Origin of the sequence: Sphingomonas sp. PWP1-2, assembly GCF_049898305.1 — a bacterium.
GTDB classification, from domain to species: domain Bacteria; phylum Pseudomonadota; class Alphaproteobacteria; order Sphingomonadales; family Sphingomonadaceae; genus Sphingomonas; species Sphingomonas glacialis.
In genome coordinates, this window is the sequence record NZ_JAFCXM010000002.1 from 432,700 (window position 1) to 459,257 (window position 26,558).

General features: G+C 66.3%; 20 protein-coding genes. 12 read left to right on the plus strand and 8 right to left on the minus strand.

All coding sequences use genetic code 11. The features are described from left to right. Positions 1–9: 9 nt before the first annotated feature. Together ACP7C5_RS06935 and ACP7C5_RS06940 are read right to left on the minus strand one after the other, a co-directional pair. A complete protein-coding gene (locus tag ACP7C5_RS06935; RefSeq protein WP_426263669.1) occupies positions 10–1,218 on the minus strand; it encodes an efflux RND transporter periplasmic adaptor subunit in 1,209 nt (402 codons plus the stop codon). 144 nt (positions 1,219–1,362) lie between these two features. Then, the gene (locus tag ACP7C5_RS06940) at positions 1,363–1,545 is read right to left on the minus strand and encodes a hypothetical protein (protein WP_026046530.1); all 183 of its coding nucleotides are present in this window, start codon (positions 1,543–1,545) and stop codon (positions 1,363–1,365) included. Positions 1,546–1,652: 107 nt separating this feature from the next. On the opposite strand from ACP7C5_RS06940, the gene ACP7C5_RS06945 reads away from it, so the two are divergent. The 4 genes from ACP7C5_RS06945 to ACP7C5_RS06960 all read left to right on the plus strand — a co-directional run bounded on the left by ACP7C5_RS06945 (position 1,653) and on the right by ACP7C5_RS06960 (position 7,816). Next, positions 1,653–4,331 (plus strand): TonB-dependent receptor, encoded by a 2,679-nt coding sequence (locus ACP7C5_RS06945; protein WP_426263670.1) that lies wholly within the window; start codon positions 1,653–1,655, stop codon positions 4,329–4,331. 76 nt (positions 4,332–4,407) lie between these two features. Continuing rightward, a complete protein-coding gene (locus ACP7C5_RS06950) occupies positions 4,408–5,676 on the plus strand; it encodes an MFS transporter (protein WP_426263671.1) in 1,269 nt (422 codons plus the stop codon). A 67-nt stretch (positions 5,677–5,743) separates the two neighbouring features. Continuing rightward, on the plus strand, positions 5,744–6,850 hold the full coding sequence (locus ACP7C5_RS06955) for an S-(hydroxymethyl)glutathione dehydrogenase/class III alcohol dehydrogenase (RefSeq protein WP_133188288.1): 1,107 nt from the start codon (positions 5,744–5,746) through the stop codon (positions 6,848–6,850). 117 nt (positions 6,851–6,967) lie between these two features. Further along, on the plus strand, positions 6,968–7,816 hold the full coding sequence (locus tag ACP7C5_RS06960; protein ID WP_189674745.1) for a GGDEF domain-containing protein: 849 nt from the start codon (positions 6,968–6,970) through the stop codon (positions 7,814–7,816). 282 nt (positions 7,817–8,098) lie between these two features. Here ACP7C5_RS06960 and cydX read toward each other — a convergent pair whose 3' ends face one another. Genes cydX through ACP7C5_RS06975 form a run of 3 tightly spaced genes read right to left on the minus strand, consistent with a single transcriptional unit; the run spans position 8,099 to position 10,976 of the window. Next, complete coding sequence (cydX, locus tag ACP7C5_RS06965; RefSeq protein ID WP_133188284.1) at positions 8,099–8,218, minus strand: cytochrome bd-I oxidase subunit CydX; 120 nt, start codon at positions 8,216–8,218, stop codon at positions 8,099–8,101. Between the two features lie 18 nt (positions 8,219–8,236). After that, a complete protein-coding gene (gene cydB / locus ACP7C5_RS06970) occupies positions 8,237–9,379 on the minus strand; it encodes a cytochrome d ubiquinol oxidase subunit II (protein ID WP_426263672.1) in 1,143 nt (380 codons plus the stop codon). Between the two features lie 16 nt (positions 9,380–9,395). Continuing rightward, positions 9,396–10,976, minus strand: coding sequence for a cytochrome ubiquinol oxidase subunit I (locus ACP7C5_RS06975; protein ID WP_426263673.1), 1,581 nt, complete (start codon positions 10,974–10,976; stop codon positions 9,396–9,398). 183 nt (positions 10,977–11,159) lie between these two features. Between ACP7C5_RS06975 and ACP7C5_RS06980 the strand changes: the two genes are divergently transcribed. Then, positions 11,160–13,985, plus strand: coding sequence for a bifunctional YncE family protein/alkaline phosphatase family protein (locus ACP7C5_RS06980; protein WP_426263674.1), 2,826 nt, complete (start codon positions 11,160–11,162; stop codon positions 13,983–13,985). Continuing rightward, positions 13,871–15,358, plus strand: a complete 1,488-nt coding sequence (locus ACP7C5_RS06985; RefSeq protein ID WP_426263675.1) for an APC family permease — start codon at positions 13,871–13,873, stop codon at positions 15,356–15,358. The genes ACP7C5_RS06980 and ACP7C5_RS06985 overlap by 115 nt, the downstream gene beginning before the upstream one ends. On the opposite strand, the gene ACP7C5_RS06990 is transcribed toward ACP7C5_RS06985, so the two are convergent. The 3 genes from ACP7C5_RS06990 to ACP7C5_RS07000 all read right to left on the minus strand — a co-directional run bounded on the left by ACP7C5_RS06990 (position 15,335) and on the right by ACP7C5_RS07000 (position 19,766). Then, on the minus strand, positions 15,335–16,942 hold the full coding sequence (locus ACP7C5_RS06990) for a phytoene desaturase family protein (RefSeq protein ID WP_426263676.1): 1,608 nt from the start codon (positions 16,940–16,942) through the stop codon (positions 15,335–15,337). The two genes, ACP7C5_RS06985 and ACP7C5_RS06990, sit on opposite strands and share 24 nt — an antisense overlap. Before the next feature lie 197 nt (positions 16,943–17,139). Beyond that, positions 17,140–18,288 carry an aromatic ring-hydroxylating oxygenase subunit alpha gene (locus ACP7C5_RS06995; RefSeq protein WP_426263677.1) on the minus strand — a complete coding sequence of 383 codons (1,149 nt, stop codon included), beginning with the start codon at positions 18,286–18,288 and terminating at the stop codon, positions 17,140–17,142. Between the two features lie 86 nt (positions 18,289–18,374). Continuing rightward, entirely contained in the window at positions 18,375–19,766 is a 1,392-nt protein-coding gene (locus ACP7C5_RS07000; protein WP_426263678.1) for a M20/M25/M40 family metallo-hydrolase, read from the minus strand. A 236-nt stretch (positions 19,767–20,002) separates the two neighbouring features. Here ACP7C5_RS07000 and adhP point away from each other — a divergent pair, with 236 nt between their 5' ends. The 6 genes from adhP to ACP7C5_RS07030 all read left to right on the plus strand — a co-directional run bounded on the left by adhP (position 20,003) and on the right by ACP7C5_RS07030 (position 26,545). Continuing rightward, positions 20,003–21,043 carry an alcohol dehydrogenase AdhP gene (gene adhP / locus ACP7C5_RS07005; RefSeq protein ID WP_426263679.1) on the plus strand — a complete coding sequence of 347 codons (1,041 nt, stop codon included), beginning with the start codon at positions 20,003–20,005 and terminating at the stop codon, positions 21,041–21,043. Between the two features lie 31 nt (positions 21,044–21,074). After that, complete coding sequence (locus ACP7C5_RS07010) at positions 21,075–22,172, plus strand: Acg family FMN-binding oxidoreductase (protein WP_426263680.1); 1,098 nt, start codon at positions 21,075–21,077, stop codon at positions 22,170–22,172. 118 nt (positions 22,173–22,290) lie between these two features. After that, positions 22,291–22,821 carry a GNAT family N-acetyltransferase gene (locus ACP7C5_RS07015; protein WP_354285646.1) on the plus strand — a complete coding sequence of 177 codons (531 nt, stop codon included), beginning with the start codon at positions 22,291–22,293 and terminating at the stop codon, positions 22,819–22,821. A gap of 46 nt (positions 22,822–22,867) precedes the next feature. Further along, on the plus strand, positions 22,868–24,376 hold the full coding sequence (locus tag ACP7C5_RS07020) for an acetyl-CoA hydrolase/transferase family protein (protein ID WP_426263681.1): 1,509 nt from the start codon (positions 22,868–22,870) through the stop codon (positions 24,374–24,376). A gap of 266 nt (positions 24,377–24,642) precedes the next feature. Continuing rightward, positions 24,643–25,626 (plus strand): AraD1 family protein, encoded by a 984-nt coding sequence (gene araD1 / locus ACP7C5_RS07025; RefSeq protein WP_426263682.1) that lies wholly within the window; start codon positions 24,643–24,645, stop codon positions 25,624–25,626. Between the two features lies 1 nt (position 25,627). Further along, positions 25,628–26,545 carry a Gfo/Idh/MocA family protein gene (locus tag ACP7C5_RS07030; protein ID WP_426263683.1) on the plus strand — a complete coding sequence of 306 codons (918 nt, stop codon included), beginning with the start codon at positions 25,628–25,630 and terminating at the stop codon, positions 26,543–26,545. Positions 26,546–26,558: the final 13 nt, after the last annotated feature.

The window sequence follows — 26,558 nt, forward strand, 5'->3', positions numbered from 1 at the left end:
AGGGCTGGCTCAGTTCTTCTGGACGGCTGCATCACCCGCTTTGGGCGACTTGATCGTCTGCGGCGCGTTGGCGGCAACGGGCTTGATGGTCTGGTTGACCTTCACCTTGCCGACGCCTTGCGTAATGATCTTGTCGCCAGGCTTGAGGCCTGTGGTGACGATCCAGTTGGTACCCTGCGTCGCCGTCGCGGTGATCGGGCGCTGGACGGCCTTGTAGCCACCCTTGCCGTCGGCGCCGACGACATAGACCGTCGCCTCGCCCTTGGGCGTGCGCGAGACCGCTTGCTGCGGAACGAGGAAGGCGTTGGGATTGATCGACTGCGCAAAGCGCGCGCGGACGAACATGCCGGGCAGCAAGAGCCCCTTGGGATTGGGGAAGCGTGCGCGCAGCGTCACCGTGCCGGTTGCCGCATCGACCACGACTTCGGAGAATTCGACGTCGCCGCTGAGCCCGTAATCCGAGCCGTCCTCCAGCTTGAGCTGGACATTCGCGCGGGTCGCCACCGATCCCCCCGATGCGAGCGCGCGGCGGAGCCGCAACAGGTCCGCGCTGGCCTGCTGGATATCGACATAGATCGGATCGAGCTTCTGGATCGTCGCCAGCGGGTCGGTCTGGCTCGCGGTGACGAGCGCGCCGACGGTGTAGAGCGAGCGCCCGATTCGCCCGGTGATCGGCGCGGGCACGGTCGTGAAGCGCAAGTTAATCTTGGCGGTGTCGAGCGCCGCCCTGGTCTGCGAGACCGTCGCGGCGGCCTGGCGTGCGGCGGCGGCGGCGTCGGTGTAATCCTGCTTGGCGACCGCTTGCATGTCGGCGAGCGGCTTGTACCGATCGGCCTTGACGCGCGTCGCCTCGGCATTGGCGATCGCGCTCGCGACGTTCGCGTTCGCCTGGTTCGCCGACGCGCGATAGAGGCTCGGGTCGATCTGGTAGAGCGGCTGTCCCTGACGGACGAGCGCGCCTTCGGTGAAGAAGCGGCGACGGATCAGACCGGTAACCTGCGGGCGGACTTCCGAACTCTGATAGGCGGCGGTGCGGCCGGCGAGTTCGGTCACCAGCGGGACGCTGCTCGGCTGTATGACGATATAGCCGACTTCGGGGGGACCCTTGGGGGCGCCACGGCCGCTCTTTTCCTGTTTTGCGCTGCCGCAGCCCGTCAGCAGAAGCGCCGATGCACCGACGACGATCATCGAGCGCAGGGAAGAAAACTCAGCCGCCATTGTGTCCACCGCTCTCAAGGCTGTTCCCGCACGGTGGATACCCTACGGAACGGTCGCCAAACGCTGCCTAGTAGCGATTGTTCCGGGGGCTTATCAACTGTCCCGGTACGGCCACAATTCAACCATTACCGAACCCTATGCGCATCACCGCAGCTTCGCGATGGTCAGTCCGTCGGCCTTGGCACGGTCCTTGGTCGATTCTTCGCTGCGCTTGAGCGCCTTGGAGATCGCCTTGAGCGCCATGCCCTTTTTGGCCAGCGTGTGCAGCTTCTGGATCTCGTCGGTCGTCCAGGGCTGCCGATGGCGTTCGAATCGCTCTTCACTCATTGGGCTGTCCTACGGCAGCCCCGATCGAAGTTCCAGCCATGCGCGCCTTCGACATACTCTTGCGACATAAGCACGCTAGCTGACGGGAAAGACATTTTGGGGCTACGATGATCCGCACAACAAAACTGCTTACGCTCGCGCTCGCGGCGACCCCGGCGTTCGCCTCGGCGCAACAGGCGACGACCAAGAGCACGACCAAGCAGGCGCCAGCAGCGGCACCGGCGGCGGCGCCCGACGATAGCGAGGACGGCCCCGATATCGTCGTGCGCGGGGCAAGGCAGCCTGGTTCGGTGATCGGCGACATTCCGCCCGAACAGCAGCTGAGCCCTGCAGACATCCGCTCGTACGGGGTCAGCTCGATCACCGAGTTGCTGACCGAACTCGCGCCGCAGATTCGCAGCGATCGCGGTGGCGGCGGTGCGCCCGTCATTTTGCTCGATGGCAAGCGGATCTCGGGTTTTGCTGAAATCCGCGATCTGCCGACCGAGGCGATCGCGCGCGTCGACATTCTGCCAGAGGAAGTCGCGCTCAAATATGGCTACACCGCCGACCAGAAGGTGGTGAACTTCGTCCTGCGCCGTCGCTTCCGCGCGGCGACGGTCGAGCTGTCGGACAAGCTCGCCACCGAAGGCGGGCGAAACGCGCCGCAGGGCGAACTCGACTTGCTCCAGATCGCCAATAAGGGGCGGGTCAATCTTCACCTCGAATATCAGCCGGTCGAGGCGCTGACCGAGAGCGAACGCAGCATCCTCCCGACTGTCCGTCCGACGATTCCAGGCGCGACCACCGTGGCGACCGATCCGACCGACCAACGGCCGTTTCGCACGTTGCTGCCCTCGGGCCGCACGTTCAACGCCAACTCGACCTACGCGCGCAGCTTTGGCGCGGTTTCGGGAACGCTGAACGGGACGCTTTCGGCGAGCAACACGACCGGACTGCAAGGGTTGCCAAGCACGACGCTCGTCGTTCCGGCGGGCAATCCTTTTTCGGCCAGCGCGGTGACGGTCAGTCGAACGCTGGGAGGGGACTTCTCGCCGCTCAAGCAGCGCACCTCAGCGATCGCGGCGCACCTCGGCACGACGTTCAACGGCGCGATCAGCACGGCGTGGCAATGGTCGGTGACGGGCACCTATGACCATTCCGAATCGAAGACCTTCACCGATGCGGGGCTCGACGCGACCGCGTTCAACGCGCGGCTCGCGGCCAATGACCCGACCGCGAATCCGTTCGCCGCGCTTGGTGCCTCGCAGATCGGGACGCGCGCGACGACGCGCGGCTATTCGACCTCCGACGAGGGGAAGCTCGACGTGCTGCTCAACGGCACGATTTTCAAGCTGCCCGCGGGCGAGGTTTCAACGAGCGTCCATCTTGGCGGCGACATCAGCAGCTTCAATAGCCGCTCGTATCGGGCCGGGCTGACCTCGACCGGCGCGGTGACACGCAACATCGTCAATGGCCAGCTCAACGTCGACGTGCCGCTGACCAGCCGCGCGAAGGACGTCCTCGCGGCAATCGGCACGCTCTCGGTCAACGGCAATGTCGCGGTCAACCACCTCTCCGATTTCGGGACGCTGACGACGCTTGGCTACGGGCTCAACTGGTCGCCGATCGTGCCGCTGCGGATTATCGCATCGGCGACGATGCAAGATACCGCGCCGAGCGCGACGCAGCTCGGCAATCCGCAGATCGTCACGCCCAACGTGCCGGTTTTCGACTATGTGCTCGGGCAGAATGCGAGCGTCACGACGGTTTCGGGCGGCAACCCCAATCTGATCGCGAGCAACAGTCACACCTACAAGCTCAGCGCGACGGTCAAGCCGTGGAGCACGAAGGACCTGTCGCTCACCGCGATGTATATCGACGCACGGATCGAAAATCCGATCGCCGCCTTCCCGACCGCGACCGCTGCGATCGAAACGGCCTTCCCGTCGCGCTTCACGCGCGTGCGCGATGCCAATGGCGATCTGGTGCTGACGCAGCTCGACACGCGACCGATCAATTTCGCGCAGAGCAGCCGCTCCGAGCTGCGCTGGGGGATCAATTTCTCGATGGCGCTCAAGTCGAAGCTGCAAAAACAGATCGAAGCGTGGCGCGCTGGGACGGGGCCGAACCCGTTTGCCGGGATCAAGGTTCCCGACAGCGTACAACGCCAGATCGCGCAAGCGCGAGCGGAGCGCGGCGGGGGTGCCGGCGGACCTAGTGGTCCAGGTGGTCCAGGCGGTCCTGGTGGTCCCGGCGGCCCCGGCGGCGGGCGTGGCGGCTTTGGCGGCTTCGGGGGTGGTGGCCGTGGCGGCGGCGGCGGGCGGCTACAGTTCGCGCTCTACCACACGTGGCACTTCAGCGAGCGCGTGCTCGTCCAGCGGGGTGGCCCGGCGCTCGACCTCTTGAACGGCGACGCGATCGGCTCGAACGGCGGGCAACCGCGCCACGAGCTCGAGGGGCAGGCGGGATACAGCAACAACGGCATCGGCGTGCGCCTGTCGGCGAATTGGCAAAGCGCGACCGACGTCAACGGCGGAACGCTCGGCAACCCGCAGAACTTGCATTTCTCGTCGCTCGGCACGCTCGGCGTCCGGCTGTTCGGCGATCTCGGGCAGCGGCTCGATCTGGTCAAGGCACACCCGTGGATGCGCGGGATGCGCGTCGCGCTGGCGGTCGACAATCTGTTCGATACGCGCCAGCGCGTGACCAATGCGAGCGGGACGACGCCGGTCGCCTATCAGCCCGATTATCTCAATCCGCTCGGGCGCACGGTGCGAATTTCGATCCGCAAGCTGTTCCTCTGACTCGGGGCACGCTTCGGTAGCGATCGGCCCGGGCGCGCCTCTTGCGCCCGGGTCGCGCTGCGGCGACAAGCGGGCGATGGCATCGCCCGATTTCTCGCTGCTCACCAAGCGCCACTTTGCGCCGCTGTTCGTCGTCCAGTTCATCGGCGCGTTCAACGACAATGTGCTCAAGTTCGCGTTGCTGTTCCTCGCCAATTTCGGGGTGCATCGCACGGGTCTCAGCGGCGAGATGCTCGCGACGGTCTCGACCGGCATCTTCATCCTACCCTATTTCCTGTTCTCGGCGATCGGCGGGCAAACCGCCGATGCGATCGACAAGCGCATCCTGATCCGCTGGATAAAGGCCGCCGAGATCGCGATCATGGCGGTCGCTCTGGTCGGCTTTGCGGTCGGGTCGATCGCGACCCTGCTCGTCTGCCTGTTCCTGATGGGGCTGCACTCGACGATCTTCGGCCCGGTCAAATATTCGATCCTGCCGCAGCATCTCGGCCATCACGAAATGATGGGCGGTACCGGGCTGATCGAGGCGGGCACCTTCCTCGCGATCCTCGGGGGGCAACTGCTCGCCGGCGTGCTCGCGCCGTGGGAGGCTGGGCTTGCCGCGACCGGGCTCGCCTGCGTCGGGTTCGCCGCGAGCCTTGCGATCCCGCCGGCACCGCCGTCGGGCAAGCAGCACCGCATCGACTGGAACGTCTTCCGCGGCACCGCGGACATCCTGCGGACTGCGCGCCGCGACCGGCTTGTCGTCCTGTCGATCCTGGGGATCAGCTGGTTCTTCGCCGCGGGGGCGGTCTTGGTTTCCGAATTCGCGCCACTCGTCATCGGTACGCTCGGGGGATCGAAGGCGGTGGTGACGCTGTTCCTGCTCGTCTTCTCGACCGCGATTGCGATCGGCTCGCTGACCGTCAACCGCTTGCTGCGGGGCGAGGTCTCGGCGCGTTACGTGCCGCTGTCGGCGGCGGTGATGGGCGGGTGCATGATCGACCTGTGGGCATCGACGCACGGCTTCCAGGTGCGCGCGGCAGGGCTCGACATCGCGCACTTCTTCGCCGCGGCCGGGAGCTGGCATATCCTGATCGGGCTCGCCGGGATTTCGTTCGCGGGCGGAATGTTCATCGTGCCGCTCTACGCGATCCTCTCGACCGCGACGCCGGCGGCCGAACGCTCGCGCGTGATCGCGGCGAACAACATCGCCAACTCGATCGTCACCGTGCTGGTGGTGATCGTCGCGACCGCGATGATCGCACTCGGCAGCGATGTGCCGGGGGTGATCGGGATGCTCGGTGTGGCGACCTTGGGCGTGGCGCTCGTGCTGCGCGGCATGCCGCGGCGGGGGATCCTCTGACCGGGCGGGCGGTTGACGCAACCGGGCGTAGCCGTAAGGGATTGGCGACCGTCTCGAGGAGTGCCCCATGAAAACCCGCGCCGCCGTCGCCTTTGCCGCCAAGCAACCGCTCGAGATCGTCGAGCTCGACCTCGAAGGCCCCAAGGCGGGCGAAGTGTTGGTCGAGATCATGGCGACCGGGATCTGCCACACCGATGCCTATACGCTCGACGGGCTCGACAGCGAAGGGCTGTTCCCGAGCGTGCTCGGCCATGAAGGCGCCGGCATCGTGCGCGAAGTCGGGCCGGGCGTGACGAGCGTGAAGCCGGGCGATCACGTCATCCCGCTTTACACCCCCGAATGCCGCCAGTGTAAGTCGTGCCTCAGCGGCAAGACCAACCTGTGCACCGCGATCCGCGCGACGCAAGGCAAGGGGCTGATGCCCGACGGCACCTCGCGCTTCTCGTACAAGGGCGAGACCATCTTCCACTACATGGGCTGCTCGACCTTTTCGAACTTCACCGTGCTCCCCGAAATCGCGGTCGCGAAGATCCGCGAGGACGCGCCGTTCAAGACGAGCTGCTACATCGGCTGCGGGGTGACGACGGGCGTCGGCGCGGTGGTCAACACCGCCAAGGTCCAGGTTGGCGACAATATCATCGTGTTCGGTCTCGGCGGGATCGGGCTGAACGTGCTGCAGGGCGCGCGGATGGCGGGCGCGAACATGATCGTCGGGGTCGACATCAATCCCGACCGCGAGGAATGGGGCCGCAGGTTCGGCATGACGCATTTCGTCAATCCGAAGGACGTCGGCGATCTCGTCGCGCACCTCGTCGCGCTGACCGATGGCGGGGCAGACTATACGTTCGATTGCACCGGCAACACGACGGTGATGCGCCAGGCGCTCGAGGCGTGCCACCGCGGGTGGGGCACGTCGATCATCATCGGCGTGGCCGAAGCGGGAAAGGAAATCAGCACGCGCCCGTTCCAGCTCGTCACCGGGCGCAACTGGCGCGGTACCGCGTTCGGCGGCGCGAAGGGGCGGACCGACGTGCCGAAGATCGTCGATTGGTACATGAACGGCAAGATCGAGATCGACCCGATGATCACGCACGTCCTCAGCCTCGAGGAGATCAATACGGGCTTCGAGCTGATGCACGCCGGCGAAAGCATCCGCAGCGTGGTCGTTTACTGATCGACCACCGCTATTCCGGCGTGGCCGCTGATGAGGGCGGCCCGGTATTGGGGATTAACGATTCAGAAACCGCGATCCAATAGCGCCGATCATGGGTGAGGTTGCCGGAGTATAGGCATGCGTTTTTATCAAGCCACGCGGTTTCTGTTTCCGCGTAATTTCCAGTTCCGCATGTTCAGCATCTGCTTTGGCGCGGTGCATTTGCCGATCATCGTCTTCTGCGTGAGCGAGTTGGTGCTGGCGCGGTGGGATTGGCGCCTTTTCGCGGCATTGCTCGTCGCGACGCTGGTCGGGACGGTCACCGCGATCGTCGCGCTGCGCGGGCTGCTCGCGCCGGTGGCGCATGCGACCGATTTGCTGCAGTCGTTGCAACGCGGCGAGCCCGTCCCGCCGGTACCGACGGGCGGCGATGATCTGGTAGGGGCCTTGCTCGCCTCGGTCGCGCGCGCTTCGGCGGAAACCCATGCGCGGGTCGAGCGGCTGGCCGATGCCGCCGAAAAGGACGTGTTGACCGGGCTGCGCAACCGCCGAGGTTTTATGGACGCGATCGCACCGGTGTTGCGCGACGACCGCAATTCGGTGGTCGCGGTGCTCGACCTCGATCATTTCAAGGCGGTCAATGATCGTCACGGCCATGACGAGGGCGACCGTGTCCTGGTCGAGTTCGCCAAGCGGCTGCAGACCGAATTGCGCCGGTCGGATCTCCCCGCGCGCTGGGGCGGCGAGGAATTTGCGATCCTGCTGCCCGACACCGCGCTCGACGAAGCGACCGAGATCGTCGAACGGCTGCGCGCCTCGCTCCATCGCGACGAAATCGGCCATCGCGGCGGCGACGCGCTGACCTTTTCGTGCGGGCTCGCGGTCGTGCGCGACTACGCGTCGCTCAAATCGGCGATGCTTCGCGCCGACAGCGCCTTATACGATGCCAAGCGTTCGGGCCGGGATCGCGTCAGAAGCGTGGCGTAAGGTGCGCCCGGACTTAGTGCGCGAGGAATAGCGGGAGGTAGGCTGTGCATGAGCAAAGCACGCTTCGTACCTCCGAACAGCGCTTCGGCGACGCGCCGAGGGCCAGAGCCACCCATCCCGCTTTAACCCGCGTAACACCGTTAGAGCAGCTCGCGCTCAGCCACGGCTGACGTTCCGTCGAGCCCGCCGCCCCGGACGTTGCTGCCAGCGAACAGCGCCGTCTATGCCAGACCGCTGCCGATCGTTCGGATCGCCTTTGGTCTTTTGGTATGCAAGCGTGGATCACGCGGGCGGTGGAGCGTCCTCATCGTCGGCCGGCAGGTGGAATTCATGCCACATGCCGTTGAGGATGCCGAAGCCGACTGCGAGCCCGAGACCCAAAACCCAAGTGAAATACCACATCGTCTAGTCCTTTCGGGATCAGTAGAAATCGGGGTTGGTGGCGACGTCGGCGGTGGTGACGCGGCCCCACATCACCTTGAACGCCCAGCTCGTGTAGAGCAGCACGATCGGCAGCAGGATCGCGGTGACGAACAGCATGAGCCCGAGCGTCGCCGGGGTCGATGAGGCGTTCCACACCGTCAGACTCGAATGCGGATCGATGCTCGAGGGCAGGATATAGGGGAACATCGACAGGCCGACGGTCGCGATGATCCCGGTGATCGCCAGCGCCGAACCGCCGAACGAGCTCTTCTCGGCGCCCACGGTAATGCCGACGAACGCGAGCACCGCGCCGCCGATGCCAAGCACTGGCGCGATCAGCATCCAACGATGCAGCGCGTAATTGCCGATCCAGGCACCCGCGATCTGCTGCGTCGTGGTGCGTAGCGGGTTCGACTGGCCGAGCGGATCGGCCACCGACTGCATGTGATAACCAATGTCGCCGAACGCGACGTACAATCCGCCCCCCGCAAACAGCAGCAGCGTCAGGATCGCAGCGACCGCCCCGAAGCTGCGCGCGCGCCGATGGACGGGGCCGCCACGCTCGACCTTGAAGGTCAGCCACGTCGCGCCGTGAAGCGCGAGCATCGCGACCGAGAGCAGCCCGCACAGCAAGGCGAACGGCGTGAACAGGCCGAGCAAGCCGCCTTCGTAGAACGACCGCAAGTCGCTATCGAGCCGGAACGGCGCCCCGAGCAGGACATTGCCGACCGCGACGCCGAACACCAGGGCGGGGACGAAACCGCCGACGAACAGCGCCCAGTCCCACCGGTTCCGCCACGCCGCGTCAGGGCGCTTCGAGCGATATTTGAAGCCGACCGGGCGCAGGATCAGCGCAGCGAGCAGCAGGAACATCGCGAGGTAGAAACCCGAGAAGCTGACCGCATAGACGAACGGCCACGCCGCGAAGATCGCGCCGCCACCGGTGATGAACCACACCTGGTTGCCTTCCCAGGTCGGGCCGACCGAATTGATCACCATCCGCCGCTCGGCATCGTTGCGCGCGACGAACGGGAGCAGGCTGGCGACGCCAAGATCGAAGCCGTCGGTAACCGCAAACCCGATCAGCAGCACGCCGAGCAGCGCCCACCAGATCACGCGCAGCGTTTCATAGTCGAACATTGTCCGTCCTTTCGGTTCAGGCGGCGACGGGGAGAATGGGAACCACGACGGTATCGCTCTGGTCGGGCACGGGATCGTCGACATGCTCGAACGGGCCCTTGCGGATCGCCGCGATCATCAAGCGGATTTCGATCACCGCGAGCGCTCCGTAGAGTACGGTGAAGCCGATGATCGTCGTCCACAACGCCGCGACGCTCAGCGTCGAGGTGGCGAGGAAGGTCGGCAACACGCCTTCGATCGCCCAGGGCTGACGCCCGATCTCGGCGAGCATCCAGCCAAGCTCGATCGCGATCCACGGCAGCGGGATCGAATAGAGCGCGATCCGCAGGAACCAGCGCGTGCTGTCGTGGCGGCGCAGGCTCGCGAGCACGAACGCGGTGGCGAACAGCGCGATCATATAGAAGCCGATGAACGCCATCGCGCGGAAGCTCCAGAACATCAGCGGGACGTTCGGGACGACGTCCCACGCAGTCGCCGCAATCAGCTTGGGGCTCGCCAGGCGCGGATCGGCGACGTGCGCCTTGAGCAGCAAGGCATAGCCGAGATCGCGCTTGTGGAGCTCGAACCGTGCGCGCTCGCGGACATTCGTCGGGTCGGTCTTGAGCTTCTGGACGGCGTCGTATGCGACCACGCCCGATGTGATCCGCTCCTGCGCCTTCAGCACGAGTTCGGACATGCCGGTGACTTCGGTGTCGAGGCTGCGCGTGGCGATCAGCCCGAGCACCCACGGCACTTCGACGGCATAGTGCGTCGTTCGCGCGGCGACATCAGGGATGCCGATCAGCGTGATGCCGGCGGGGGCGGGGGCGGTATGCCACGCCGCCTCGATCGCGGCGAGCTTCATCTTCTGGTTGTCGGTAAGCGCATACCCGCTCTCGTCGCCGAGCACGACGACCGACAGCGACGAAGCGAGGCCGAACGCCGCGGCGACCGCCATCGAGCGTTTCGCCACGCCGACATATTTGCCGCGCAGCAGATAGAGCGCCGAAATGCCGAGCACGAACACCGCCGCGCAGACATAGCCGGCGCTCACGGTGTGGACGAACTTGGCCTGCGCGATCGGGTTGAACAGCACCGTGCCGAAATCGCTGATTTCCATCCGCATCGTTTCGGGGTTGAAGGTCGCGCCCGCGGGGTTCTGCATCCAGCCATTGGCGACGAGGATCCACAAGGCCGACAAATTGGTGCCGAGCGCGACCATGAAGGTGACGCCGAGATGCGCGAGCTTGGACATCTTGTTCCAGCCGAAGAACATCAGCCCGACAAACGTCGCCTCGAGGAAGAACGCCATCAGCCCTTCGATCGCGAGCGGCGCGCCGAAGATGTCGCCGACATAATGCGAGAAATACGACCAGTTGGTGCCGAACTGGAACTCCATCGTCAGCCCTGTAGCGACGCCGAGCACGAAGTTGATCGCGAACAATTTGCTCCAGAAGCGCGTGATGACGCGCCAGATCGGCCGGTCGGTCATCACATAGACCGATTCCATGATCACCAACATGAAGCTCAGGCCGAGCGTCAGCGGCACGAACAGGAAGTGGTACAGCGCGGTCAGGGCAAATTGCAGCCGCGACAGGTCGACGACACCTGGATCCATGGTCAATCTTCGTTAACGCCGCACAGCAGCGGTCGCCCGGCTTCACCCGATTTCGCACCGCAGCAGATATTGGGGTTTTCCCGTACGAAGGGGGCGGCGGAGCGTCGCGATACAGGGCGAACGCTCCATAGGCTGTGTCGCCAAAATGTCGTAAGCCCGCGCTACGGCGTCGGGATGGGTATCATGCACAAAGCATTTCTGTTTGGTGGCTTGCTCGCGATCACCGCGTCGGTTGCGGCACGCGACCATTCCGAGCCAGGCGTCGCGCTGCCGACCGGGCAGCGGCTGACCCCGCTGGCAGCACCAGGCGCACGATTCGAACCGCTGACGACGCGCATCGCGCCGCACCCCGAGTATGTCGCCGATGGCGCCGCAGCGATTGCGGTCAGCCCCGACGGGCGCGAGATGCTGGTACTGACCAGCGGGTTCAATCTGTTCAACGGCAGCGATGGCAAACGGCTCCCCGCGCAGTCGACACAATATGTCTTTCGCTACGCGATCGACGCGCGCGGCGGTCGGTTGCTTCAGACGACGCGCGTGCCGAACAGCTATTCGGGGATCGCGTGGCAGCCCGACGGCCGCGGTTTCGTCGTCGGGGGTGGAGTCGACGATGTCGTCCATCGGTTCGAGGCGCACGGAAGCCGCTTCGCCGAGACGCGCGCGCCGATCGCGCTGGGGCATGCGACCGGAAACGGTGCCGAGGTCAAGCCGCAGGCGGCGGGGCTTGCGGTCAGCCCCGATGGGCGACGCGCGCTGGTCGCAAATTACTACAATGATTCGATCAGCCTGATCGACCTGGCGGCGGGCAAGGTGATCGCCGAGCGCGATCTGCGGCCTGGCAAGATCGATCCCGCGCAAGTCGGCGTTCCGGGCGGCGAGAACCCGTTTGCGATCGTCTGGATCGATGCGACGCATGCCTGGGTGTCGGCACCACGCGATCGGCAACTCGTCGCGCTGGAGATCATCGGCGCTGCGGTCCGTGTGACAGGCCGCGTGGCGACGCTCGGTGCGCCGACCGCACTGCTGGTCGATCCACGCCTCGGCCGGCTCTACGCGACCGAGGACAATGCCGACCGGCTGGCGATCATCGACCTCAAGACCGGCCGTCTCGCCGCCGAGCCGCGGCTCGGGCTGCCGGACGCACTCGGCGCGGCACCGCTCGCCAAGGGGCTCAATGCCAATGCGCTGGCGTTGCTCCCCGATCACCGCTTGCTCGTGACGATGGGGGGAATCAACGCGGTCGCCTTGGTTACGCCGCGCGCCGATGGCGCGAGCGTCGACGGGCTCGTGCCGACGGGCTGGTATCCCAGCGCGGTCGCCGTGAGCCGCGATGGCGGTCGCGTGTTCGTCGTCAATCGCAAGAGCCCGCCGGGGCCGAACCCGCTCGGCTGCGCGCCGAAGCTCGCTATCTATCGCGGCCAGCCCAATGCATGCGGCGCCGCCAACCAATATATCTTCCAGCTCGAAAAGGCCGGGCTGCTGCAGTTCGCGCTCCCCAAGCCAGCGGCGTTGGTGCGCACCACGCTGCAAGTCGCCGACAATATCGGGCTGACCGCAACGCAGGCGCGCGCGGCCGCGAACGCGACGATGGCGGCGGTGCGTGCGCGGATCAAGCACGTCGTCTTCATCATCAAGGAAAACCGGACCTACGACCAAGTGCTCGGCGATCTGGCGGTCGGAAATGGTGATCCGCGGCTCGCGATCCTCGGCGAGCGGCTGTCGCCCAATCATCACCGCCTCGCGCGCGACTTCGTCACGCTCGACAATTTCTATGACAGCGGCGAGCAGTCGAGCACCGGCTGGACCTGGTCGACCGCGGCGCGCGTGCCAGACCTCCTCGAGAAGACCGCACCGGTCAATTATGCCGGGCGCGGGCTGGCGTATGAGGCGGAGGAGGCCGATCGCTTCATCTACACAGCACAGACGCCCGCTGAGCGGCACGCGACGAATCCGGCGGTCTCGACCGATCCCGATCTGCTGCCCGGGCCAGCGCTGCTCACTGCGCCCGATGGCGATCGTGACGACGAGACGGGCCAGGGTTTCCTGTGGAATGCCGCGATCCGTGCCGGGCTGAGCGTTCGCAATTACGGCTTTTCGGACGCTTCGGTCTACGATCTCGGCAAGCCCGGTTTCATTCCGCTCGAGCGCGAGCCGGCGAAGACAGGGACGCGGATCTACACGCCGGGCGACCGCTTGCTGGCCTCGCGCAGCGACCCGTATTTCCGCGGCTTCGACCAGAAGATGCCCGATTATTGGCGCATGCTCGAATGGCAGCGCGAATTCGCCGTGGCGGACGCGAAGGACGCAGTCCCCGCGCTCACGCTGCTGCGGCTCAGCCACGATCATTTCGGCGATTTCAGCGATGCGATCGACGGGGTGAACACCGTCGAGACGCAAATGGCGGACAATGACTATGCGCTCGGCCAGGTCGTCGAGACGATCGCGCAGAGCCGCGCGCGTGATTCCACCCTGGTCTTCGTGATCGAGGATGATGCGCAGAACGGTGCCGACCATGTCGATGCCCGGCGCAGCGTGGCGTTCATCGTCGGGCCGATGGTGCGCCACAACGCCCTGGTCTCGACGCGCTATACCACCGTCAGCCTGTTGCGGACGATCGAGGCGGTGCTCGGCCTGGCGCCGCTCGGGTTGAACGATGCGCTCGCGGTGCCGATGGCCGATGTGTTCGATCCGGCGATGACGGGCTGGCGCTACCACGCCGTCGCCGCCGACGTGCTGCGCGCGACGCAATTGCCGATCCCGCGGGATCGCTTCGTGGCGGCACCGGTGGCTGCCGGATGTGCCCCGCACGACGCCGCTTATTGGGCCGCTGCGATGCGAGGACAGAATTTCGCGACCGAGGATCGCCTCGATACCGATGCTTTCAACGCCGCTTTGTGGAACGGGCTCGGCGCTGGCGCGCAGCCGAGCACGCGTGGCGGCGAGGATTTCCGTGTCCAGCGTACCGCTTTGCTCTCGGGCGTTCCTGCAGCCGAGGCCTGTCACCGCTAGCAGCGCGGAATTCGCGGCGACGGAAATCGCTCTGGCATAGCGCTGCGCAGCGTGCTCCATTCGCTGGCGAAGGGAGCTGCCGCATCGAGTCGGAGTCGCACCGCCCATTCGGATTCTGGACCGCGACCGCGCTGGTGGTCGGCGGGATGATTGGCTCGGGCATCTTCGTCCTGCCCGCACAACTTGCGCCTTATGGCTGGACGAGCATCGTGGCGTGGATCGTGGGCGTCAGCGGCGCGATGTTGATCGCCTGGGTGCTCGCAAGGCTGACGGCGGCGATGCCCGAAGCGACGGGAGTGGTCGCGATGTGCGGCGCCGGGCTGGGTCCGCTGTGCGGCGTGCTCGTCGGGTGGAGCTATTGGATCGGTATCTGGTCCGCCAATGCGGTGATCGCACTGACCGCAGTGCGCTATCTCGCGCAATTCGTGCCGATGATCGGCGCGACGGCGCTTGCCCAGGCGGTGTCGGCGACGGTGCTGATCTGGCTGTTGACGGTGCTCAACCTCGGCGGTGCGCGGCTGGCGGGGGCGTTCCAAGTCGGCACGACGGTGATCAAGCTCGTCCCGCTTGGTGCGATTGTCCTGATCCTCGTCGGGATCGCGTGGCGAGGTGGGGTGGGGCATTCGGCCGGGCCCTATGCGGATTTCGCATGGGGCGGTCTGACGCCGGCGCTGACCTTCGCCTTCTACGCGATCGTCGGGTTCGAAGCGGCGAGCGTCGCCGCCGAGCGGGTGCGCGATCCGGCGCGCAATGTGGTGCGCGCGATGCTGTTCGGGCTCGCGCTGACGGGGGTGCTGTATCTCATCGTCTGCACCGGCATCATCTTCGCATTGCCGAGCGCGGCTGTCGCCAATGCGCAGGCACCGTTCGCGCTGTTCGTCTCGACCTTCTGGGGGCCTTGGGCGGGGCTTGCGACCGCAGGCTTCGCCGCGATCGCGGCGATCGGCGCGCTCAACGGCTGGACGCTGGTGCAGGGCGAGGTGCCGCTCGGCATGGCGCGCGCCGGGCTGCTGCCGCGCTGGATCGGTGCAACCAGCGCGCGCGACGTGCCGGTTGCGATCCTGCTCGTGTCGAGCACGCTCGCCAGCTTGCTCGTTCTGTCGAACGCGACGCGGTCGCTCGGCGGGCTGCTCGACTTCATGCTGCGGCTGACGGCAGCGGCGACGATCTGGCTCTATGTCGGCGCGTGCCTCACCGCGCTGATCCTGCGGATCGCGCCCGTCGCCGCCGCGCTGGGGCTGGCCTTTGCCGCGTGGGCGATGTGGGGCGCGGGGATCGAGGCGATCGGCCTGAGCGTCGGGCTGATGCTGACCGCGATCCCGCTGTATCTGCTGCGGTATCGCGCGGCGCTATCCGAAGACGCGCCCGACTAGACTGCGATCGCGCAGGATCTCGTGCGCCGCATTGTGCCCCGGCGCGCCGGTCACGCCGCCGCCGGGATGCGCGCCCGATCCGCACAAATAGAGCCCCTTGATCGGCCCGCGATAGTCGCCGTGGCCGAGCACCGGTCGTGCCGCCCAAAGCTGATCGAGGCCCATCGCCCCGTGGAAGATGTCGCCGCCGACCAGCCCGAACTTGCGCTCGAGATCGAGCGGCGAATGGATCTGGCGCGCGATCACGCTCGCCTTGAAGTTGGGGGCGTGCGCGGTGACGGTGTCGATGATCAGATCGGCGACCTCCTCACGCGCATCGTCCCACGAGCGGCCATCTGGCAGCGTCGGCGCGAATTGCTGGCAGAACAGGCTGGCGATATGCTGGCCGGGCGGGGCGAGGCTGTCGTCGACCGTCGTCGGCAGCTTCATCTCGACGATCGGCTGTTTCGACCAGCCGTATTGCTGCGCGTCGATGAACGCCTGGTCCATGTAATCCATGCCGGGCGCGATGATGATCCCGGCGGTATGATGCTCGGCCTTGTCCTTGCCGCGCAGCACGCTGAAATCGGGCAGTTCGGACAGAGCTACGTTCATGCGGAAGGTGCCGCTGCCGGTCTTGAACCCGGCGATCCGGCGGTTGAAGTCGGCCGTCAGATCGGAGGAATTGACCATCTGGCGATAGAGCAAGGCCGGGCCGACATTGGCTGCGACGATCTTGGCAGCAATCTCTTCGCCCGACTCAAGGCGGACGCCCGCGACTTTGCCACCTTCGGTCAGCAACTTGGCGACGGGTGCGTCGAGGCTGATCTCGACACCCGCTTCGAGGCAGGCGTGCGCCATCGCCTGCGTGATCGCCCCCATTCCGCCGACCGAATGGCCCCAGGCGCCGTATTTGCCGTTCACCTCGCCGAAAACGTGGTGGAGCAGGACATAGGCGCTGCCCGGCGTCGAGACGCCGGCATAATTGCCGACGACGGCGTCGAAGGCGAAGGCCGACTGGACATGGTCGTCCTCGAACCAGCCGCCGAGGAAATCGCGCGCCGATTTGGTGAAGATGTCGAGCAGGTCGCGTTGCTGCTCGATCCCCATCTTGGCGACCGGCCAGCCCTGCGCCGCACCCGCGAGCAGCGCGCGTAACCCCCCGCCGACATTGGGCGGGGACTTGAGCGCGAGATCGCGGAGCACTTGCGCGACCTTTTCGAGCGCGGCGTCATAGGCCGGGTAGGCGTCGGCATCCCTCTGGCTGAAGCGCGCGAACTGCGCTTGCGTGCGCGCGGTGCCGCCGCCGAGCGTGAGATAGGTGTCGGGGAAGGGGAAGAAGTTGCTGATCGTCCGCTCGATGATGCGAAAGCCGCGGTCGTGCAGCTTCATGTCGGCGATGACCTTGGGGCGCAGCAAGCTGACGGTGTAGCTCGCGGTCGAATTGCGGAAGCCGGGGTGGAATTCCTCGGTTACCGCCGCCCCGCCGACGACATGGCGGCGTTCGAGGATGCGGACCTTGAGCCCGGCGCGCGCGAGGTAGAAGGCGCAGACGAGGCCGTTATGGCCACCGCCGATGATGAGCGCGTCATAGCGTTTGGTCATGCTTGCTCCCGCCTTCCTCTCTACTTTCCCCCTCCCGCCTTCGCGGGAGGTGTGGGGGAGGGTCTCCTTCTTCTTCGATGCCGCGAAGAAGAAGACCCTCACCGACTTCGACTAGGCCCGCCTGAAGAAGGCGGACCAAGTCTTCGTTGCCTCTCCCGCGAGCGGGAGAGGAAGTTCCGCCCCAATCGCGCAGAGCACTATCCCCGCGACCATCCCGGCGCGGGCGCACGGTGCAATCGCGCCTCCGGGATCCGCTCGCGGATCTTCCGCGCGAAGCTGCGCAGGCACACCTCGCTCCGCCCAATCGGCCCTGCGGTGTAGCTGCGCGACGCCATCCCTTGCTGGACGCGCTCGATCAGCCACGTGTCCTCGGCATTGACGACGCGGTTGATCCGCCAATTGGCATAGCGCACAAGCTTCATCTCGCGCCGGTCATCGGGCAGCGCGAACGCCATTTCGCGCAGCACGCTGGTGGTCGGCGTCAGCGGCAGCCATTGCATAAAATCGATCTGGTCGGCGTAGAGATCGAACGCCATGTTGGGCCACAGCTTGAAATAGAGCCACAGCCGCTGGTTGGCTTGCGGCAGATGATCGACGTGCGGCAGATGCGTCTGGTAAAACCGCTCCCAGCGATTGTCCGAGGCGCGGTCGACGATCTGGCCCGACATCTTGTCGACGAACGGCGCCGCCTCGATCGCATAGCTCTTGCCGAACAGCCGGCTCAGCCCGTCATGCGCGACCGGGATGTGCAGATTGTCCGAATAATTGTCGCCGACATTCTTCCAATTGACCGCGCGCTCGCGCAGCCGGACGGGCGAGAGCGTCTGCATCGCCTCGAGGCGATACGGCGCGATCTCGGCATCGTAGGGCGCCATCATCGCCGCGACCGACGGGCCATCGCCCTCAAGCCGGACGAACACGAAGCCGCGCCAGATCTCGAGCTCGACCGGGGCGAGGCCATGCGCCTCGAGCTCGAGCGCGGGATAATCGCGGCGCATCGGCACGCCCGAAAGCCGGCCGTCGGTCTCGTAGCTCCAGGCGTGATACGGGCAGACGAACTTGCGCGCACATCCCGTCGGCCCCTCGACGAGCCGCATCGCGCGATGGCGGCAGACATTGGCGAAGGCGCGCAGCGCGCCGTCATCGCCGCGCACGACGACGACGCTCTCGCCGAGATAGTCGATCGTGTGGAAATCGCCGGCGTTGGCGATCTGGTTCTGGTGGCAGACGATTTGCCAAGACGGCCGCAGCACACGCTCGACCTCGACCGCATGATATTCGGGATCGGTATAGAGCCAGCCGGGCAAGCTCCAGTCGGCATCAGGATCGGGGGGACACGGCGCCATGCTGAGCTCCGATTGCGAGTGCGCCGATCGTAGGATCGGCGTGCGCTCCGGGCAAGACCGGGGCGCACCAAGCGCGTTTGCCGCGGCTACTTCGACAGATCGGCGAACAGCAGCTTGTAGTAGCGAATCCCCGGTTCGATCGTCGCGATCGGCGTGCGCTCGTCGAGGCCGTGGCTGAAATCGTCCGACGGCTTGATGAAGGTCGGGCTCGCGCCATAGCTCGCGACGTGGTGCGAGCGGAACCACATGCTGTCGCTCGCGCCCGAGGCCATCGCCGGGAAGACGGGCACGCCCGGATAGACCTGGCCCATCGTGCGGGTGATCGCGGTGATGAAATCGGGGCGCATCGGCGATGCGTCGTTCGCCACCGAGCCTTCGCTGACATCGGCGATCGTCACCGACGGATCGGCGATCACGCGGCCGAGCTCGGCCATGATGTCGGCTGGCTTGTGGCCGGGGAAGATCCGGCAGTTGATGTTGGCGGTCGCGCGTTGCGGGAGCGCGTTCTCGGCGTGCCCGCCGTTGACGAGCGTCGGGACGCAGGTCGTGCCGATCTTGCCGATGGTCGCGGGATTGGCGGTCAGCGTCGCGATCGCGGCCTTGTCGGTCGGGTCGGCGACGAACGCTTTCAGCGCGGCACCGATCGCGGGCTCCTCGAACGGCGCGGCCTTGGTCAGCGCCTCGCGCGTCAGCGGGCTCAGTTCGGGCTTGAACTGATACGCGCCGACCTTCTCGAGCGCTTTCGACAGCTCGACGATCGCGTTGACCGGGCGCGGCATCGACGAGTGGCCGCCGGGGTTGGTGACGGTCAGCCGGAAATCGGCATAGGTCTTCTCGGCGCCGTTCCACGTCCAATATTTGGGCTTGCCGGTCGCCTCGTCGAGCACACCGCCGCCGCCATCGACGTTGAGCACGATATTGGCGTCCTTGAGCCGCTCGGCGATCAGCGTCGAGGTCTTCATCGCGGTTTCCTCGTCACCCGAGAATTCGATGACGATCGTCCGTTTGGGCTTGTAGCCGCTGCGCCGCAGGTCGGTGAGCGCGGTGATCGCGATCGTCCCGTCGAGCTTCATGTCGGTTGCGCCGCGACCATAGAGATAGCCATTTTCGACCACGGGGGTGAACGGATCGCGCTTCCAGTCGGCGGGCTTGGCCTCGACGACGTCCATGTGCCCCGAAATCACCATCGGCTTGAGCGACGGATCGCTGCCGCGCCACGTGCCGATCAGATAGGCGGTGTCGTCGACAGGCACGATCTCGACATCGGCATCGGCAAAGCCGCCCGCGACGAGCGCCGTCTTGTAGAGCGCGGCGACTTGCGGGGTCTGGTTGCCCGGGCCCTTTACCGAGCGCAGCGCGATTGCCTTCTTGGCGAGCTCTAGCGCGGCATCGGCCGACGCCGCGGCGGTGGGGGCGGCCGCGTGCGCGCCGCTCGTCAGGATGGTGGCAGACAGGAGAACAGAGAAGACAGCGCGCATGCAGGGGTCCTTGGCGGGAGGCGCTGTGAACCTAGCGCTCAGGCTGACCGGCGCAAGGCGGTTGCCGGTCGGAGCTATGCGTATTTTCCGAGTCTGCCCAAACGCGGGTCGCGACTTCTAGGAAAGACAGGCCAGAGCGCTCGGGCAGGCGGCCGTGTCGCGGCACCGCTGGCAGCGTGTCGCGCGCGTGTCAGGTCGAAACGATTCTCGAATTTTCCCCCGGAAGGAGCCTGCTCATGGCCAAGACAATGCACGCCGCGGTCGTCACCGCATTCGGACAGCCGCTGGCGCTCCAGGAGGTTGCGATCCCGACGCCAGGTCCCGGGCAGATCCTCGTCAAGACTGAGGCGTGCGGGGTCTGCCATACCGATCTGCACGCCGCGAAGGGCGATTGGCCGGTCAAGCCCAACCCGCCCTTCATCCCCGGGCATGAGGCGATCGGCATCGTCGTTGCGCTCGGCGCCGGAGTGATCCGCGTCAAGGAAGGCGACCGCGTCGGCGTGCCGTGGCTCTATTCGGCATGCGGGCATTGCGAATATTGCCTGTCGGCGTGGGAGACGGTGTGCGGCGAGGCCAAGTTCGGCGGCTACACGCAAAATGGCGGCTTCGCCGAATATCTGCTCGCCGACCCCGACTATGTCGCGCACATTCCCGCCGGGCTGAGCGCGGTCGAGGCCGCGCCGCTGATCTGCGCTGGCATCACGACGTACAAAGGCATCAAGGAAACGCAGGCGCGGCCGGGCGAATGGGTCGCGATTTCGGGGTGTGGCGGGCTTGGCCATCTCGCGATCCAATATGCCAAGGCGATGGGGCTGAACGTCGCCGGGATCGACATCGACGACGGCAAGCTCGCCCACGCGACGCGGCTCGGCGCCGATCTCGTCATCAACGCAAAGACGCATAATCCCGCCGAGATACTTAAGGAGAAGACCGGCGGCGGGGCGCACGGCGTGCTGATCACCGCGCCCTCGCTCGCCGCGTTCAAGCAAGGCGTCGCGATGACGCGCAAGCGCGGCACCTGCGTGCTCGTCGGCCTGCCGCCGGGCGAGTTCCCCGTGCCGTTGTTCGATGTCGTGGCGAATTGCATCACCGTGCGGGGATCGTTCGTCGGCACGCGCAAGGATATGGCCGAGTGCCTCCAATTCGCCGCCAACGGCAAGGTCAAGGCCGACATCGAGCTGCAGCCCTTGGCGGCGATCAACAGCGTGTTCGAGCGGCTCGAGCGCGGCGACGTGCCGTCACGCGTCGTGCTCGACTTCACGCCGGCCGACGCCTGAGCGCGTCTCGCACCGATCGGGAGGGTCTCGGATGAACCGCCGAAATCTTCTGCTCGGGGGTGGGGCAGCCGCGCTCGGCGTCGTGGGGGCTGGCTGGGCCGGCCTTCACGACCTGTCCTCGATGACCGCGTATGATGCGGCAGCGGCCGCCGCGCGTATTCCGCTTGGCGGCAACCCGGCGCTGGCCGAGCTCGTCCGCTTCGCGACGCTCGCCCCCAACGGCCATAATACGCAGCCGTGGCGCTTCCGCCTCGGCACGAACCAGATCGACGTGCTCCCCGATTTCAGCCGGCGTACCCCGGTCGTCGATCCCGACGATCACCATCTGTTCGTCAGCCTGGGATGCGCGACCGAAAACCTCGTGCTGGCGGCGGCTGCGTCGGGGCATCGCGGGGAGGCGGTGTTTGCGCCCGACGATGGCGGGACGATCGGCTTTGCGTTTCGCCCCGGCCCGCCCGTCGATGATCCGTTGTTCTGGGCAATCCCCAAGCGGCAATCGACGCGTGGCCGCTATGACGGGCGATCGGTGCCGACCGCCGAGCTCCGCGACTTGGCGGTCGCGGCGGCGGTGCCTGGGGTCGAGCTGATCCTGATGACCGAACGCCGCGACAGGGCGATCGTTCGCGACATGGTCATCGACGGCAACTCCAGACAGATGGCCGACCCGGCTTTCGTGCGCGAACTCAAGCAGTGGCTACGCTACAATCCGCACGCGGCGCTGCGGACACGCGACGGCCTGTTCAGCGCGGCGAGCGGTAACCCAGCGCTGCCGAGCTGGGCCGGGCCGGCGCTGTTCGATCGCTTCGTTACCGCCCGCTCGGAAAACGACCGATATGCGCGCCAGCTCGACTCTTCAGCAGGCGTGGCGATCTTCCTTGGGGCAAAGGCGGATCCCGATCATTGGGTGCGCGTCGGTCGGGCGTGCCAGCGGTTCGCGCTCCAAGCGACCGCGCTCGGCATCAAATGCGCGTTCGTCAATCAACCGGTCGAGGTCGCCGGTTTGCGACCCGAGCTTGCCGCATTGATCGGCGCGCCGGGCATGCGGCCCGATCTCGTCCTGCGCTTCGGGCGTGGGCCCGCGTTGCCCTATGCGCTGCGGCGTCCGGTCGCGGCGGTGCTGGCGGCATGACGCTGCGCGAGGCCCGATCTACGTAGTTTCATCAGCAGCCAGCCCGACCTTCGCAGCGCATGAGGCGCTCTTGTGAAGCTCGAAATCGGGTTTCGTTTGCCAAGCGGAAGGGTCTTCGATGCATCAGCCGAGCCAGACACTCACCACGCGCAGCGGATTTACCTTTCACGTCCGCCCGGCGCGGCCCGAGGACGATGGCACCGTCGCCGAGTTCTTTACGCACGTGACGCGTGAGGATCTGCGGTTTCGCTTTCTCACCGGGATGAACGAAGTCGCGCCGGCACAGATCACTGCCCTCACGCACGTCGACCATCGCTGGACCGAGAATTACCTCGCGTTCACGCATGACGGAGCGACGATGATCGCGACCGCGATGCTCGCCTGCGACCCGGGGTTCGAGCGCGGCGAAGTCGCGATCGCACTCCGCAAGGATTTCAAGCAGCACGGCATCGGCTGGACGCTGCTCGCGCATATCGCCGCGGTCGCCGATACCAAGGGCGTCAAGGTGCTCGAGGCGATCGAGAGCCGCGACAATCACGCCGCGATCGAGGTCGAGCGCGACATGGGCTTCACGGTTGCCCCTTATCCTGGCGACGGCGCGTTGCTGCTGGTGAGCCGCTCGATCGGTCACGCCGCGGTGCCGGCTTGACCGCACGCTGCGCACGCCCCGGATTATAACGGCCAAGAGGAAGCCCATGCCTTCGAAAATCAGCGCGCAGTTGCGCAACCGCGTCATGGGGGCCGAGGCGGCCGCAGCGCTGATCGCACCGGGCAGCACGGTCGGGCTGAGTGGCTTTACCGGGTCTGGCTATCCCAAGGCAGTTCCGCTGGCGCTCGCCGCGCGGATCGAGGCCGAGCACACGCTCGGCAATCCCTTCCAGGTCCGCGTGTGGACCGGGGCGTCGACCGGGCCCGAGCTCGATGGCGCGCTTGCGAAGGCCGACGGGATCGAGTTTCGCCTGCCGTACAATTCCGATCCGATCGCGCGCGAGAAGATCAACCGTGGCGAGATGGACTATTTTGACATGCATCTGAGCCAAGTCGCGCCGATGGCGTGGCAGGGTTTTCTCGGACCGCTCGACACCGCCGTGATCGAAATCGTGGGCATTCGCGACGACGGATCGCTGATCCCGTCGTCGTCGGTCGGCAACAACAAGACCTGGCTCGACCGCGCCGACCAGATCATCCTCGAGGTCAATCGCTGGCAGAACCCCGCACTCGAGGGGATGCACGACATCTATTACGGCACCGCGCTGCCGCCGCACCGCTTGCCGATCCCGCTCGTCCGCCCCGACGACCGGATCGGCGAGGCCTATTACCGCGTCGATCCCGCCAAGATCGTCGCGATCGTCGAGACCGACGCGCCCGATCGCAACTTGCCGTTCGCAGCACCCGATGCCGCAGCCGAAGCGATCGCCGGGCATTTGATCGAGTTCTTCCGCCATGAAGTCGCGCGCGGGCGGTTGCCGGCGTCGCTGCTGCCGTTGCAGTCGGGGGTCGGCAACATCGCCAATGCGGTGCTGAGCGGGCTCGTCGCTGGACCGTTCGAGGCGATGACCTCGTACACCGAGGTGATCCAGGACGGGATGCTCGACTTGCTCGATTCGGGGAAACTGCTGATGGCGTCGGCGACCGCCTTCTCGCTCAGTCCGGAGGCGGCGGCGCGGCTCAATGCCGATCTGCGCGCGTATCGCGACAAGATGATCCTGCGCCCGCAGGAGATCAGCAACCATCCCGAGCTGATCCGCCGGCTCGGCTGCCTCGCGATGAACGGGCTGATCGAGGCGGACATCTACGGCAACGTCAATTCGACGCACATCATGGGATCGCGGATCCAGAACGGGATCGGCGGCTCGGGCGATTTCGCGCGCAATGCCTATGTCTCGATCTTCATGACGCCGTCGACCGCCAAGGGCGGCGCGATCTCGGCGATCGTGCCGCAGGCGAGCCATGTCGATCATATCAGCCAGGACGTCCAAGTTCTCGTCACCGAGCAAGGCCTCGCCGATCTGCGCGGGCTGAGCCCGAAGCAGCGCGCGCAGCTGATCATCGAGAATTGCGCGCATCCCGACTATCGCCCCGCGCTCGCCGACTATTACCGCCGCGCCCGGCTGGGCTCGTACGGCCAGCAGACGCCGATGCTGCCGGGCGAAGCGCTGTCGTGGCACCAACGCTTCCTCGAGACGGGCACGATGCGGATGTGACCGGGATCCACCGGTGATGACGGTCGGCTTCTGCCCCGCGCCGACTTGACCCCTACGCTCGGGTGGCGGTCGATATCGAATGTGCGAAGACCCGTATTTGCGGACGACCTTGGACCGTCATCTGGGAGATGCGGTGGGTAGCGCCGCTGCCATCACCAAAGCTTAGGGACCTTGGTTGAACATCTGCAAGCGCGCTGCTAGCTGGTAGTCGGACTAATAGCGCGCAGCGGGTCGATCGGCTGCGGGGCTTTGTGGAGAGGTTACCGATGAGCGTATCGCTCGTTCAATTTCGCGGCGCTGACGGCGCTCGCGGCGTCGCTGCGCTCGGTCCCGACGGCTCGGCGCGCGTCGTGCCCGGCGCCAGCACCACCATCGCGCTTGCCAAGACGGCGCTCGCCGACGGAGTCGGTCTGGCCGAGGCGGTGGACCGCGCCGGCGTGGGCGATCCGCTCGACCTGGCGAGCGTGACGCTGCTCTCGCCGGTTGACCATATCGATCCCGCGCATCTGCTGCTCACCGGAACGGGTCTCACGCATCTCGGCTCGGCCGAGGGGCGCGACAAGATGCACCGCGCCGCGGTCGAAAATCCCGCGCCGACCGACTCGATGAAGATGTTCCTGATGGGGGTCGAGGGCGGCAAGCCGTCCGAGCCGGGGCAGGGCGTCCAGCCCGAATGGTTCTACAAGGGCGACGGGTCGCAATTGGTCCCCCCCGGCGAGCCGCTGCGCTCGCCCGCCTTTGCGCTCGATGCAGGCGAGGAGCCCGAGATTGCCGGCATCTATTTGATCGATGCCGACGGCACGCCGGTCCGGCTTGGCTTCGCGCTCGCCAATGAGTTTTCGGACCATGTCACCGAGCGGGGCAATTATCTGTGGCTGGCGCACTCGAAGCTGCGCAATGCCGCGCTCGGCCCCGAATTGCGCGTCGGTGCGCTCCCCGCCGACATCCGTGGCACCAGCCGGATCGTGCGCGACGGCGCGACGCTGTGGGAAAAGCCGTTCCTGTCGGGCGAGGCGAACATGTCGCATTCGATCGACAATCTCGAGCATCACCATTTCAAATATGCGCTGTTCCGTCGACCGGGCGACGTGCACGTCCATTTCTTCGGGACCGCGACGCTGTCGTTCAGTGAAGCCGTGCAAACCCAGGAAGGCGACGTGTTCGAAATCGAAGCCGTCCCGTTCCATTTGCCCGTGCGCAACCCGATCGCGATCGATGCGCCCGTCTCCGTCAGCGTGAAGGCACTTTGAGATGGTGATCCGTATCGGCATCGTCGGCGTCGGCAAGATCGCGCGCGACCAGCATATTCCCGTCCTCGACGCGTCGCCCGATTTCGATCTCGTCACCGCCGCCAGCCGGCACGGGCGGATCGAGCACGGGGTGACGCACACCACGATCGAAGAGATGCTCGCCGCCGAGAAGATCGACGCGGTCTCGCTGTGCCAGCCGCCGCAAGTCCGCTTCGAGGCGGCGCGCCTCGCGATCGCTGCCGGCAAGCACGTGTTTCTCGAAAAGCCACCCGGCGCGACGCTGAGCGAAGTCGACCTGTTGCACGCACTGGCACGCGATAAGGGGGTGACGCTGTTTGCGAGCTGGCACTCGCGCTACGCAGCGGGGGTCGAAGCTGCCCGGGCATGGCTGGCGGGCAAGACGCTGCGCTCGGTCCATATCGAGTGGAAGGAAGACGTGCGCCATTGGCATCCCGGCCAGGCGTGGATCTGGGAAGCCGGCGGGATGGGGGTGTTCGATCCCGGGATCAACGCGCTGTCGATCGCGACCGCGATCCTGCCGGGCTTCTTCCTCACGCACGGCGTGCTGGAGATTCCAACCAATCGCGCTTCGCCGATCGCAGCCGATCTGCACTTCACCGATGCTGCGGGAACGCCGATCCGTGCGGAGTTCGACTGGCGCCAGACGGGCCCGCAGACGTGGGACATTAAGGTCGAGACCGATGCCGGCACGCTTGTGCTGTCGAAGGGTGGCAGCGAATTGCGGATCGACGGAGTCGAGCATAGGCTCGCGCCTGAGGCCGAATATCGCGGGCTGTACGATCGTTTCGCGGCGCTGATCGCGGCGGGCGAGAGTGACGTCGATGTCGCGCCGTTGCGGCACGTGGCCGATGCCTATCTGCGCGGCGAGCGGCGGCAAGTCGAGGCGTTCGAGGACTAAGCGAAGCCCGCAG